Genomic DNA, 12,842 nt, shown 5'->3' with positions numbered 1-12,842 from the left:
AATTTATCAGACTAAATTTGTCAAACTATCCAGTAGATTTTATGTCTGAGTATGGTTATGTCACCTAGCTACATAATTGAAAGCTGCTAGCAGGCTATGTCAAACTTTGATTTCAGTGACTGATTAAACGCGGCAAGCAATTCGGCGGCTTCAAGTAAGCTAGCTAAACTCAAATTCCTTCAAGATTGCCTTACGCTTATTCTCTGTTAATATATGTATAAATTCACAGTGATTGAGTGCTAACGACTTGCAGCAATTGGATCTTGTTCCGATCACCGACCTCAAAGGCGTCGCCAAAAAGGTCGCGGAGAAACTCGCAAAGCTCGGCATCACAACAGTACAAGATCTGCTGTTTCACTTACCCCTGCGCTACGAAGACAGAACCCAAATCTATCCGATTGCCGCCCTTATGCCCGGCAGTTATGGCACCATAGAAGCTGAAATCCAATCGACGCAAATAATCCAAGGCCGCAAGCGTATGCTGGTCTGCAATGTGCGCGACGATACAGGCAGCTTGAGCCTGCGCTTCTTTAACTTTTCCGTCGCCCAGCGTAATGCCATGCAAAACGGTTTGATGATCCGCGCCTACGGTGAAGTGCGCCGTGGCGGCCATCAAGCTGAGATAGTGCATCCAGAATATAAAGTCGTGTATCCCGGTGAAGATGTTCACCTGAGCGATACCCTAACGCCGATTTATCCCACAACTGAGGGCTTAAAACAGGCGAGTTGGCTCAAGCTGACCGAGCAAGCTTTGGTATTGCTGGAAGATGGCGGCTTAACTGAGCTGCTGCCAGCGCAATTACAACCAAACAACATCAGCCTTAAACAAGCGTTGCAAACGCTGCATCGACCTCCTGCGGGGATCTCACAGTTCGATTTAGAGTTAGGCCAACACCCAGCCCAGCAGCGACTCGTGCAGGAAGAATTACTCGCCCATAATCTCAGCATGTTACGCCTAAGGCAGCGCAGTAATTTAGACGCTGCGGTTACCATGCAGGCCACGGGGCAGTTGCTCAATCCATTCCTCGCCGCTTTGCCTTTTAAGCCCACAGGCGCCCAGCAAAGAGTGGTGGCCGATATAGGCAAAGATTTAGAAAAGCCGCACCCTATGATGCGCTTAGTGCAAGGGGATGTAGGTTCAGGTAAAACCTTAGTCGCGGCGATGGCTGCGCTGCAAGCGATTGAAAACGGTTATCAAGTTGCCATGATGGCGCCAACAGAGCTATTGGCCGAGCAACATGCAACTAACTTTGCCGCTTGGTTTGAGCCACTCGGACTTAAGGTCGGTTGGCTAGCGGGTAAACTCAAAGGCAAGGTCAGAGCTCAATCCCTTGCGGACATAGAATCCGGCGCCGCCCAGATGGTGATTGGTACCCATGCTATCTTCCAGCAGCATGTGGTCTTTAACAAACTTGCGTTAATTATCATAGATGAGCAGCACAGATTCGGCGTACACCAACGCTTAGGCCTACGGGAAAAGGGCGTGAGCCAAGGGTTCCACCCGCATCAATTGATCATGACGGCAACGCCGATCCCGCGCACGCTAGCGATGACGGCCTATGCAGATCTCGACACTTCTATTATCGATGAACTGCCGCCGGGACGGACACCTGTGACCACAGTGGCGATTGCCGATTCACGCCGCAACGAAGTGCTCGAACGGGTACGTAACGCCGTCATCACAGATAAACGTCAGGCCTACTGGGTGTGCACTCTGATTGAAGAATCCGAAGTGCTCGAATGCCAAGCCGCCGAAGACACGGCCGAAGAACTGCGCCTCGCCCTGCCCGAGCTCAATATCGGCCTCGTACACGGCAGGCTAAAGAGCGCAGAGAAACAGCAAATTATGGCCGATTTTAAGGCGGGGATGATTCATCTACTGGTGGCGACGACAGTCATTGAAGTGGGCGTCGATGTACCCAATTCCAGCCTGATGATCATCGAAAACCCTGAACGTTTAGGCTTAGCGCAACTACACCAACTGCGCGGACGAGTCGGACGAGGCGCTATCGCGAGCCATTGTGTGTTACTCTATAAGGCGCCATTGAGCCATACCGCCACCCAAAGACTGAGTGTACTCAGACAAAGTAATGACGGTTTTATCATAGCGCAGAAAGACTTAGAAATTCGTGGTCCAGGTGAAGTGCTTGGCACTAAGCAAACGGGACTGGCCGAGCTGAAAATTGCCGATCTGGTGCGCGATCAAGCTTTGATCCCGCACATTCAAAAACTGGCAAATCATGTGATGGCGCAGGCCCCCGAAAAAGTCGATGCGATAATCTTACGTTGGCTCGGGCACAAGCAGCACTATGTGCAGGCTTAGGCAGTAAAGGGGAAAGGCCGAGGAGTGACATCTGCCTCGATACTCAAAATAAATTGTTTATGTTCAGCTAAGCGCTATAGACAAGCGCATGGAAACTTGCAAAATGAACCAGCGGCATTCCAATAGTCCGCTCTTGCACTTTAATGTTAGCTGCATGTATTCACCAAGTTACCTTGACACTCAAGCGAAGGATGTAAAATGCAAGTTAATCAAGATGATAGAATAACACCTCAAGAGACTTCTTCTAGCAGTAATCGCTTTGCGCTTTTTGCGATAGTGCTCGTCGTGCTACTTTCTGCCGGAGGATATTATTACTACAGCGGTGACTCAGATTCACCTAAACTCATCCCTAACGCGCCAATTGTATTGCCTGAAACACCGCCATCTGAGCCAATGACGCTCGAAAGTGCGCCAGAGCCAGAAACCACTGAAACGACGCCTGCCGTTACAGAAACAAACACCAACAGCACAGAAGCCCCTGCGGTAACTGAGCCTGAAGTGGTTGCAGAACCAGTACCTGCACTGGCTGAAAGTGATTCATTCGTACAACAAAAAGCCCTCGCCATTATCGATAACAATGTGCTGGGTTCTGCATTAGTGCAGCAAGATCTCGCACGCCAATTTGTGGTGTTTGTTGATAACTTAGCTCAGGGCGAATTGACCCGTAAAGTGAGTCCACTCAAAGGCCCAGAGAAGCATTTCTCGGTTTCTGAAATCACCAACAAAGTGTATTTAAATCCTGAGGGTTTCCACAGATACGATGCCTATGTTGACTCGATTGCCAAAATGGACGAACAGACGTTAATGGTCACCTATAAGCAAATGACGCCTATGCTAGAGGAAGCCTTTACCGAACTCGGCTACAGCAACGCTAAATTCAACGACAGAATGCTGCAAGCGATTAAAATACTGCTCGCGGCGCCTATCATTGAAGATCCGATTGAGCTGAGCTCTATTAGCGTTAACTATCAATTTGTTGACCCTAACTTAGAGGCACTACCTAGCGCGCAAAAACTGCTGATCCGTATGGGTCCAGAAAATACCCGCAAGCTAAAAGTCGCTCTACGCAAACTCGAGAACCAGCTGGCACAGTAAAACCTTGCCGTAGTGAAGACAAAAGGCGCTCAGTGCGCCTTTTTTCATTTTGAGCGCAAATCGCTAGGATAAAAAAGCCTGTCGAATGAGACTGGTATTGCGATATTTGTTACAGAAATTCGATCTGACCGCTGAAAATTACAGCACTTGATCTCATTACGTTAACCCACATAATGCAAATGGCTTCATAAAAACGCGGGGCATAGTGTAGAATGGCCCCGCTGTAGAGGGCATTCCTAGCGTCATCGTCATTCATCAAACGCGTTTACACCTCACTATGGTATGACAATCCATCAATGTTCTAACTTAGTTAGGGATAACTAAGACAGCTTAAATTTAGTGTCGAGGCAAAGTAGTGCAACTAACATTCAGCATTCTCTCTTGGGGCGCTTGGGCCCCTCAATATCAGCATCCGCAAAGTTGGCAAACTTGGTGCAAAAACTCGGCTGAATTAAATCTCGACACACCACAGTCTGATACGACCGCTCCCGCACTTAAACACGTTCCCGCCATGCAACGCCGCCGTTTTAGTCGCTTAACTAAGATGATGTTAGAAGTGAGTTTTCAGTGCGAAATGCCTGCAAATTGTCGCTCTATTTTTGCCTCGCGCCACGGAGAGTTGCAGCGCACTATCGGACTGCTCGAAGACATTATCGCCAAACAGCCCTTATCGCCCTTAGGGTTTAGTCAGTCGGTGCACAACACCGCCAGCGGCATTTTTGGCATAGTGGCGGCCAATACCGCGCCGTCGACCTCAGTTGCGGCAGGTACCGAAACCCTGTCACAAGCTATGGTTGAAGCCTTCGCCCAGTTACACCAGTCGCCAGAGCCCTTGCTGTTAGTCTTCGGTGATGATCCTGTGCCACCTGTGTACGATGAGTTTACCCAAGAATTTGAATTGCCTTTGGCCCTAGGTCTACAGCTCGCGCCCTTCGATGCGCCCGCTTCGGTCAAGCTCACAGTGAGCCGCATCTCAGAGTCGACTGCATTAAATCCTTTGACCTATGGCGCCTTGCTCCACGCCCTCGCGACAGCGCAAAATATTTCAGGCTGCTTATCCCAATGGCATTGGAAGCTAGAGCATGTTTAATACTGCCCACAGCCATGGCGCCGCCAAGGGTTATGAAGATTCAATGCACAATGCCGCTTATACCTTGCCGGAGACTCGCCGCGCTGGGCTGAATTATCTGCCACGTTGGTTAGGCGGCGTGAGTTGTTATATCGCCTTTGGCTTAGGCGGCTTATTAAGCTCCTTGACCATTTTACCTTTGCTACGTTTTTGGCCTGGTACACCCGAGGCGCGGATTATTCGAGTCCAAAAGGCCGTGCATCTAATGTTCAAAGGCTTTGTCGCCATGCTCACTTGGGCGGGCGTGATCCACGTTAGTACCCACAGAGCACAACAACTGCATGACGCCAGAGGCGTTATCGTGATCGCCAACCATCCCAGTTTAGTGGATGTGGTCGTGTTGATAAGCCTCATGCCCAATGCGGGCTGCATAGTCAAACAAGGTTTATGGCGTAATCCGTTTTTGCGTGGTGTCGTGTCCTGCGCGGGTTATATTCCCAATCGCGGCGCCGAACTTATGCTAGAGGATTGCCGCGAAGTGCTCGCGAGAGGCACCAATTTAATTATCTTCCCCGAGGGCACACGCACGGTTGTCGGCGCGACCATTAACGACTTTGCCCGCGGCGCAGCCAACATTGCCTTAAGGGCCGAAGCAGATATTTTACCTGTGGTGCTGCGTACCAATGTCCGTGGTTTGACAAAGGAGCAACCTTGGTATGAGATCCCAAGGCAAACCATGGGGATGGCCGTTGAAATCGGCGTAACAGTTTCTTACCAAAAGTACCAAGCGGCTTTAGGTGAGCATGCAAAAATGGCCCGGCAGCTGACGCGGGATCTTGAACACTACTATAAACAACAACTCGAAAATAATTATGAACTTAAACAATGAAATAAAGCAGTTAATCATCGACTGTCTCGATCTTGAAGACGTCAGTATTGATGATATTGAAACCGATGCGCCGCTCTTTGGCGAAGGTCTAGGCTTAGATTCAATCGACGCCCTCGAACTCGGCTTAGCCATCAAGAAAAAATTTGATGTCAAAATCGAAGCTAATTCGGATGCCACTAAGGCCCATTTTCATAGTGTTGCCAGCTTAGCTAGCTTTATCGAATCACAGCGTCCATAGGAGAGGAATATGCAAAATCGTGAACAAATCCTCGCTATGCTGACCACTATTTTAGTGGATGAATTCGAAATTGAGGCCGAGGCGATTACGCCTGAGGCCAACCTGTATGAAGAGCTCGATCTCGACAGTATTGATGCCGTCGACTTAGTGATCAAGCTGCAGCAACTGACGGGTAAAAAGATCCAACCCGATGAATTTAAATCAGTTCGCACAGTCAACGATGTGGTTAATGCCATCGAAGGTTTAGTTAAAGACTAATGCGCGCCTTGCTACAAGTCTTAACCGCCCTCACATTGCTGGCCTATCCGGTTGCCGTGTATTTCGGGCTGAATTATTTGCCTGCTGGCACCATAGCGCTCGTGCTGTGTGGATTACTGATTGTGCGGTTAATGCTACAAAAACAAAAGGTTAAGACGTTAGTATTGCCCCTGTTGGTGGGGATTGCGCTTACGGCAGGCAGTTATCTTGCCAAGCGCAGCGACTGGCTTTTGTATTACCCTGTGGTAATAAATCTGACTATGCTGGCTCTGTTCAGTTATTCACTGCACACTGGCCCATGCATGATAGAGCGTTTAGCCCGCTTGAAAGAACCCGATTTACCGGATGAAGCCATTCCGTATCTTAAAAAAGTCACCCTACTTTGGTGCGGCTTATTTATCTTAAATGGCTCAATGGCGGCTTATACCGCTGGCTTTACTAGCTTAGCAACCTGGACCTTGTATAACGGTTTGATTGCATACGTACTCATGGGACTGCTCCTCGGTGGGGAATGGTTATATCGCAGCTTTTGGTTGAAGAAAACATGACACAGCTACTCAAAAACTGGTTAACCCAAGGGCCCTTTGCCCAACAACTGATCAGCTTTAATCACCACGACATAGTCACAGGTGCATTATTTACCAATCAGGTGGCGTATTTTTACGAGCAACTGCTCGCCGCACCCGAGAAAAAATGGCTGCTCGCAAGTGATACCAGCGATCTGTTTGCCGTCGGATTATGTGCCGCGCTGTTAGCGGGCAAAGAAATTATCCTGCCTCCCAACACCCAAACCGGCACCTTGAGCGAGTTAACGCACCAGTTTGATGGCATATTGTCAGACAAGCCTTTGTGCGAATGCCAAGCTTTTGTGCTGCTGAAAAAGGAACTGAGCCTGCCCAACAAACCTTGGCCTGCAAGCGAGGCTATCGGTGAGTTAGTGCTCTTTACCTCAGGAAGCAGCGGCGAACCTAAGGCGATCCGTAAAACACTTGAACAGTTAGATGTCGAAGTGTCTGTGCTCGAACATACTTTTGCCGAGCATTTGCCCCATTGCAGCGTGGTATCCACGGTTTCCCACCAGCATATTTACGGTCTGTTATTCAAGATTTTGTGGCCGCTCGCCGCCAGTCGACCGTTTTTAAGCGAGCAGATTGAATATCCAGAAACCCTAAGTTATTACACTGCCTTGCTGCCAAACCTATGTTTGATCAGTAGCCCAGCCCAGTTATCACGCCTGCCTAAAGCGCTAGAGCACGAGCGGCAACTGCGCTCACCGAGCTTAGTTTTTAGCTCTGGCGGTCCATTAAGTTTTGTCGCGGCCAAAGGCGTCAACCAGTGCTATGGTCACCTGCCCATCGAAATTTTTGGTAGCACCGAAACCGGCGGCATCGCCTATCGCCGTCAGCATGAGGCCGATGAACCTTGGCAAGTGTTTGACCGCATCTCAATAGATCAAGATCCTAGCGACGGCGCCCTGCTGCTGAAATCGCCCTATTTGGCCGACGATGAATGGCTGCGCTGCGAAGATAAAATAGAACCAACCGAAAATGGTCAATTTAGGCTCAAAGGCCGACTCGATCGCATCGTTAAGATTGAAGAGAAACGCCTGTCGCTCGCGCAAATGGAAACCCTCATGTGCAGCCACGCCTACGTTGAGCAAGCCGCTCTGGTAGTGCTACCACAGTTTAAATCCCAACTTGGCGCAGTGGTGACCTTGTCAGAACTCGGTAAAAACGTGCTGCAAGAACAGGGCAAACTCAGTATTAACAATGCCCTAAAAGCACATTTACTGACCCAATTTGAGCGCGTCACGCTGCCACGCCGCTGGCGTTATCCGGATATTTTACCGCTTAACACTCAGGGTAAGCGTGTCACTGCCCAGTTAGTCGAGTTATTTGATCATGATTAAATCGAGTTTACCGCCGATCCTGCATTCCGATATCGGCATTGATAACATTGAGTTACGTCTGTTAGTAGCGGCCGACCTTGAGTATTTTAACGGCCATTTCCCCGAACAGGCCGTGTTGCCGGGCGTGACGCAATTAGATTGGGCGGTGCGTTTAGGCTGCCAACATTTCGGTTATTCAGAGGCTGTCGCTAACTTAGAAGTGCTTAAGTTTCAGCAACTCATACTGCCGGGCCAAGAAGTCACCTTAAGCATTAGCAATAATGCCGCTAAGGCAAAACTCACCTTCGCCTATTGCGATGGTGAAAACCGTTACGCTTCAGGCCGTATCGCCTTTGATAGCACGCCCGTTAACAGCAAATCTGCTACCAACAATGGCGATGAGGCAAGTCCGTGCTAACGCCTCCCAGCGACCTCGTTGAGTCGGCGCCCATCAAACTCGCCTTAGTGATCCCCAATTATAATCACAGCGCCGCGATTGCCCAGACCTTGGCCGAACTCGCCCAGTTTAATCTGCCCTGTTATTTGATTGATGATGGCAGCAATGATGAAACCCGTTATCTACTGCAATCCTTAGCCCAAACCTATCCTTGGGTGACTTTGCTGCTGCATCCGTACAATCGTGGTAAGGGCGCCGCTGTGATGACAGGGCTGCGCCGTGCCTACCGCGACGGCTTCAGTCATGCGCTGCAGGTCGATGCCGATGGTCAACATAATCTCGCCGATATTCCGGCTATGTTAGCAAGGGCACAAGCTAAACCCGATGCGCTGATTTCGGGTAAGCCTGAGTACGATGAATCTGTACCTAAGGGCAGGCTTTATGGCCGCTATTTAACCCATTTTTGGGTATGGGTCGAAACTTTAAGCTTTGATATTCAAGATTCTATGTGTGGCTTTCGCATTTATCCGCTGGCCGCCACTGAGCGATTACTGTGCCAGCAAGCCTTAACGGAGCGAATGGATTTTGATATCGAAATCCTGGTTAAACTCTACTGGCAAGGGGTGGAGATTCTATTCCAACCGACTAAGGTGATTTATCCCGAAGGCGGCGTCAGTCACTTTCAAGCTGTGGCAGATAATGTGCGCATCACTAAGCTGCACACTAAGTTATTTTTCGGCATGCTCAAACGCCTGCCTTGGTTATTGAAGCGTAAATCGCAGCAACAAGCCGTGCAAACTTCCGATTGCTCGTCAGCAACATCATCGACTTCAGCAACCCATTGGTCAGGCATGAAGGAGCGCGGCAGTTACTGGGGCATCAAACTGTTAGCCGAGAGCTATCGCTTTGGCGGCCATTGGTTGTGCCGCGCCATTATGTATCCGGTGATTTGCTATTTTTTCCTCACAGGCAAAGTCACCCGTGAAGCCTCGTTAGATTTTCTGCACCGCGTGCAAAAACTTGAGCCGCAACACCCTAAGCTCAATCAGCCCGTAGGCTGGCGCGATAGCCTGAATCACTTTTTAGCCTTTGGCAATGCCGCACTCGATAGAATCGATGCCTGGTGCGATCGTATCCAATTGAGCCAAGTGGATTTTCCCGACCGCCAAGTGCTGGCCGACCAGCTCGAAAGCGGCAAAGGCGCGGTGTTATTGGTGTCGCACCTGGGCAATTTAGAGCTTTGCCGCGCCATTTCAATCCACCAGCGCAAAGTCAAAGTGAACGTCATGGTGCTAACTAGCCATGCAGAAAACTTCAATAAGGTGCTCAAACAGTTAAACCCAGATAGCACGCTCAATCTTATTCAAGTGACCGAGCTGAATCCTGCAACGTCTATGCTGTTGCAGCAAAAGATAGAAGACGGTGAACTGGTGGTGATTGCGGGGGATAGAACCTCATCGAATACCCAAGGCCGCGTCATGTATGCGCCGTTTATGGACCAAGATGCCGCGTTTCCACAAGGGCCGTTTATTTTGGCGGGCTTACTCGATTGCCCTGTGTTTTTAATGTTTTGCCTGCGGGAACAAGGCCGTTATCGGGTGCATTTAGAACGCTTCGCCGAAACACTGAAAGGCCCAAGATCGGGCAGAATGGACAGATTACAGCAGGCCGTGAACCGCTACAGCGAACGTTTAGAATACTTTGCCAGACGCGAGCCTTTGCAATGGTTTAACTTCTTCGATTTTTGGCGCAAAGACAGCGAGCTACAACGCACCCCATCGCATTTAGTACAGCCTAATCCGTTACCGACAACTTCAGCATCATCGCCGATCCCAGAGCAGGATCATAAGACAGACAGGACACAGCATTCATGAGCCACACCAAAGCAGCCGACTCCGAGAGTCAATCAGACCTACAGACTGTTGAGTTCGGCCGTCAATTTCTCACCTTAGAACAAGTGGTTGCCGTCGCCAAGGGCGCACCAGTCAAGCTCTGTGACGATGCGGATTATCAAGAATATATCCAAAAAGGTGCGCGCTTTATCGATAGCCTGCTGCACGAAGAAGGCGTGGTCTATGGCGTAACCACAGGTTATGGTGACTCTTGCACAGTCAATGTGAGCTTAGATCTGGTCCACGAGTTACCGCTGCATTTAACCCGCTTCCACGGCTGCGGTTTAGGCGAGACCTTAAGCATAATGCAGGCCCGCGCTGTGATGGCTTGCCGTTTAAACTCCTTAGCCATTGGCAAATCTGGCGTGACCTATGAGCTATTAAAGCGCATCGAAACCTTGCTCAATCTCAACATAGTGCCAGTCATCCCAGAGGAAGGTTCGGTCGGCGCCAGTGGTGATTTAACGCCTTTGTCGTATTTAGCCGCCGTGTTAGTCGGTGAGCGCGAAGTGATTTACCAAGGTGAGCGCCAAACGACTCAAGCTGTGTACGCAAAGCTCAACATCATCCCGCATGTCCTGCGCCCAAAAGAAGGCTTAGCCTTGATGAACGGCACGGCTGTGATGACGGCCTTGGCCTGTTTAGCCTTTGATCGCGCACAATATCTTGCTCGCTTGAGTAGTCGCATTACCGCCATGGCCTCGTTAACGCTAAAAGGCAACTCGAACCATTTTGATGAAATCTTATTTGCCGCCAAACCGCATCCGGGGCAAAACCAAATCGCCACTTGGATCCGTGAAGATTTGAATCACCACGAACATCCACGTAATTCTGATCGTCTGCAGGACAGATATTCCATCCGCTGCGCACCGCACATTATCGGCGTGTTGCAGGATGCGCTGCCCTTTATGCGTCAGTTTATCGAAACCGAAGTCAACAGCGCCAACGACAACCCGATTGTCGACGGCGAAGGCGAGCATATTCTCCACGGTGGCCATTTCTACGGCGGCCATATCGCCTTTGCAATGGATTCACTGAAGAATACTGTGGCCAACTTAGCCGATCTTATCGACCGCCAAATGGCACTAGTGATGGACCCTAAGTTCAATAACGGCTTACCCGCTAACTTATCCGGCTCAACCGGTCCGCGCCGCGCGATTAATCATGGTTTTAAAGCGGTGCAAATTGGCGTGTCGGCTTGGACGGCAGAAGCGCTCAAGCACACTATGCCCGCCAGCGTGTTCTCACGCTCGACCGAATGCCACAATCAAGACAAGGTGAGCATGGGCACTATCGCCGCCCGCGATTGTATGCGCGTGCTGCAATTGACCGAACAAGTCGCAGCGGCGGCATTACTTGCCATGACCCAAGGTATTGGTCTGCGTATCGCTCAAAATGAACTGAGCGAAGCCTCGCTCACACCCTCATTGGCGAAAACCCTCGCTCAAGTGCGCGCCGATTTTGAAACCTTAATTGAAGATAGGCCGCTCGAAACTGTGCTGCGCCAAACCATAGCTAAAATCCAAGCGGGCGAATGGGAAGTGTGCCGATGAAATCATTGCTCACTATCGATATGGAAATGCAAATCCCCTTCCACGATGTGGATTCTATGGGGATCACTTGGCATGGCAATTACCTGCGTTATTTCGAAATAGCCCGCTGTAAACTGCTCGATGAGTTAGGCTACAACTATCGGCAGATGCAAGCATCTAAATATGCGTGGCCGATTATCGATTTGCAGATTAAGTACGTCAAAGCCAGCACCTTCGAGCAAAAAATCACAGTGCGCGCCGAGTTAGTTGAGTGGGAGAACCGCTTAAAGATCAATTATCAAATTCGCGACGTTGAAACCGGTGCGCGCATCACTAAGGGTCATACCATTCAGGCGGCGGTCGATATGAGCACCCAAGAATTGTGTTTTGTCACCCCAGACGTGTTCCGTGACAAAATCGCCACCCTGCTCGCTAAGGTTGAAGACTAATGAACTCAGTACTAGCCAAGAGCTCTGCGCTGACGAAGAACCCTGTGCTGGCGAAGTGTGCATTATTTCTCTGCATTGCCTGTAGTTTGGCTTGTGCTTTAATAAGCCTGCCACTCAAGGCTGAAACCTTAAGTGACAAGCATGCCGCGCCCGGCGATTATCAAGCACTCTTTAACCAAAGTGCAGAGACCGCGCAGCTTGTCGCCTTAAGCCAAACACTTAACTTGGGCGAAACGGTGCGAGGTCACTTTGTGCAATCTCGGCAGTTGAAGGTGCTCAAAAAGCCGTTAATCAGCCAAGGCCAGTTTATCTTCGACAAAGAGCAAGGGCTGATCTGGCAACAGATAAAGCCCTTCGAATCCCTGCTGATTTTAAAAGATAAGCAACTGATCCAGCGTGATAGCCAAGGTCGAGTGCAGATCAGCAAGGCCGATGCCTCGGCGAGCGCCGCCGCTATGGGCGAGTTATTACCCAGCCTAGTGCGCGCTATGCTGGGCGGGGATATTTCCGGTTTAAGCGAAAACTTCGAATTACACTTTTTAGGAACAGAAAGGTTAAAAATAGAAAGCTTGAGCCCAGACGGCCAATGGCAATTAGGCCTGACGCCCAAAGATCCCTTAATGAAAAAAGCTATCGCCAATATGGTGTTAGAAGGTAGCGATGTGTTGCAGTCCTTAGTGCTGCTGAGCGCCGCGCCGAATGTGAGCCCACAGGATATGACCCGCATCGACTTTAGTGCGCTTTCCCAAGGCACACTCAGCGAAGCCGAATTAGCGCAGTATGCGTTGGTGCTCGAGGCGAGCAAGCCTTAG

13 protein-coding genes are annotated in these 12,842 nt (G+C 50.0%); all 13 read left to right on the top strand.

The window, feature by feature from the left end; genetic code table 11:
- Nucleotides 1-247: 247 nt before the first annotated feature.
- The 13 genes from recG (at nucleotide 248) to OX890_RS03885 (ending at nucleotide 12,842) form a co-directional block, all read left to right on the top strand.
- Nucleotides 248-2,323 (top strand): ATP-dependent DNA helicase RecG, encoded by a 2,076-nt coding sequence (recG, locus tag OX890_RS03945; protein ID WP_268650126.1) that lies wholly within the window; start codon nucleotides 248-250, stop codon nucleotides 2,321-2,323.
- 198 nt (nucleotides 2,324-2,521) lie between these two features.
- Nucleotides 2,522-3,418 carry a DUF3014 domain-containing protein gene (locus OX890_RS03940; RefSeq protein WP_268650125.1) on the top strand — a complete coding sequence of 299 codons (897 nt, stop codon included), beginning with the start codon at nucleotides 2,522-2,524 and terminating at the stop codon, nucleotides 3,416-3,418.
- A gap of 355 nt (nucleotides 3,419-3,773) precedes the next feature.
- Entirely contained in the window at nucleotides 3,774-4,508 is a 735-nt protein-coding gene (locus tag OX890_RS03935; RefSeq protein ID WP_268650124.1) for a beta-ketoacyl synthase chain length factor, read from the top strand.
- Entirely contained in the window at nucleotides 4,501-5,376 is an 876-nt protein-coding gene (locus OX890_RS03930) for a lysophospholipid acyltransferase family protein (protein WP_268650123.1), read from the top strand. The genes OX890_RS03935 and OX890_RS03930 overlap by 8 nt, the downstream gene beginning before the upstream one ends.
- Nucleotides 5,360-5,614, top strand: a complete 255-nt coding sequence (locus tag OX890_RS03925; RefSeq protein ID WP_006079824.1) for a phosphopantetheine-binding protein — start codon at nucleotides 5,360-5,362, stop codon at nucleotides 5,612-5,614. The genes OX890_RS03930 and OX890_RS03925 overlap by 17 nt, the downstream gene beginning before the upstream one ends.
- Nucleotides 5,615-5,623: 9 nt before the next feature.
- Nucleotides 5,624-5,872, top strand: coding sequence for an acyl carrier protein (locus tag OX890_RS03920; protein ID WP_006079822.1), 249 nt, complete (start codon nucleotides 5,624-5,626; stop codon nucleotides 5,870-5,872).
- A complete protein-coding gene (locus OX890_RS03915; protein ID WP_268650122.1) occupies nucleotides 5,872-6,420 on the top strand; it encodes a hypothetical protein in 549 nt (182 codons plus the stop codon). Before OX890_RS03920 ends, OX890_RS03915 begins: the two co-directional genes overlap by 1 nt.
- Nucleotides 6,417-7,781, top strand: coding sequence for an AMP-binding protein (locus OX890_RS03910; protein WP_259506317.1), 1,365 nt, complete (start codon nucleotides 6,417-6,419; stop codon nucleotides 7,779-7,781). Before OX890_RS03915 ends, OX890_RS03910 begins: the two co-directional genes overlap by 4 nt.
- Nucleotides 7,774-8,178 carry an ApeI family dehydratase gene (locus OX890_RS03905; protein ID WP_259506316.1) on the top strand — a complete coding sequence of 135 codons (405 nt, stop codon included), beginning with the start codon at nucleotides 7,774-7,776 and terminating at the stop codon, nucleotides 8,176-8,178. The genes OX890_RS03910 and OX890_RS03905 overlap by 8 nt, the downstream gene beginning before the upstream one ends.
- Nucleotides 8,172-10,031, top strand: coding sequence for a glycosyltransferase family 2 protein (locus tag OX890_RS03900; RefSeq protein WP_268650121.1), 1,860 nt, complete (start codon nucleotides 8,172-8,174; stop codon nucleotides 10,029-10,031). Before OX890_RS03905 ends, OX890_RS03900 begins: the two co-directional genes overlap by 7 nt.
- Nucleotides 10,028-11,602 carry an HAL/PAL/TAL family ammonia-lyase gene (locus OX890_RS03895; RefSeq protein WP_268650120.1) on the top strand — a complete coding sequence of 525 codons (1,575 nt, stop codon included), beginning with the start codon at nucleotides 10,028-10,030 and terminating at the stop codon, nucleotides 11,600-11,602. Before OX890_RS03900 ends, OX890_RS03895 begins: the two co-directional genes overlap by 4 nt.
- Nucleotides 11,599-12,030 carry an acyl-CoA thioesterase gene (locus OX890_RS03890; protein ID WP_268650119.1) on the top strand — a complete coding sequence of 144 codons (432 nt, stop codon included), beginning with the start codon at nucleotides 11,599-11,601 and terminating at the stop codon, nucleotides 12,028-12,030. Before OX890_RS03895 ends, OX890_RS03890 begins: the two co-directional genes overlap by 4 nt.
- A complete protein-coding gene (locus OX890_RS03885) occupies nucleotides 12,030-12,842 on the top strand; it encodes an outer membrane lipoprotein carrier protein LolA (protein WP_268650118.1) in 813 nt (270 codons plus the stop codon). The genes OX890_RS03890 and OX890_RS03885 overlap by 1 nt, the downstream gene beginning before the upstream one ends.

The sequence above is a fragment of the Shewanella sp. DAU305 genome, assembly GCF_026802235.1.
Lineage (GTDB): Bacteria > Pseudomonadota > Gammaproteobacteria > Enterobacterales > Shewanellaceae > Shewanella > Shewanella baltica.
Note: the sequence above shows the minus strand (reverse complement) of the source record. Positions and strands in the feature narration are given on the sequence as shown.

Coding starts and splice junctions, on each gene's coding strand:
- OX890_RS03910 (WP_259506317.1), top strand. CDS start 6,417: ATGACACAGCTACTCAAAAACTGGTTAACCCAAGGGCCCTTTGCCCAA.
- OX890_RS03920 (WP_006079822.1), top strand. CDS start 5,624: ATGCAAAATCGTGAACAAATCCTCGCTATGCTGACCACTATTTTAGTG.
- OX890_RS03930 (WP_268650123.1), top strand. CDS start 4,501: ATGTTTAATACTGCCCACAGCCATGGCGCCGCCAAGGGTTATGAAGAT.
- OX890_RS03905 (WP_259506316.1), top strand. CDS start 7,774: ATGATTAAATCGAGTTTACCGCCGATCCTGCATTCCGATATCGGCATT.
- OX890_RS03925 (WP_006079824.1), top strand. CDS start 5,360: ATGAACTTAAACAATGAAATAAAGCAGTTAATCATCGACTGTCTCGAT.
- OX890_RS03940 (WP_268650125.1), top strand. CDS start 2,522: ATGCAAGTTAATCAAGATGATAGAATAACACCTCAAGAGACTTCTTCT.
- OX890_RS03890 (WP_268650119.1), top strand. CDS start 11,599: ATGAAATCATTGCTCACTATCGATATGGAAATGCAAATCCCCTTCCAC.
- OX890_RS03915 (WP_268650122.1), top strand. CDS start 5,872: ATGCGCGCCTTGCTACAAGTCTTAACCGCCCTCACATTGCTGGCCTAT.
- OX890_RS03895 (WP_268650120.1), top strand. CDS start 10,028: ATGAGCCACACCAAAGCAGCCGACTCCGAGAGTCAATCAGACCTACAG.
- OX890_RS03885 (WP_268650118.1), top strand. CDS start 12,030: ATGAACTCAGTACTAGCCAAGAGCTCTGCGCTGACGAAGAACCCTGTG.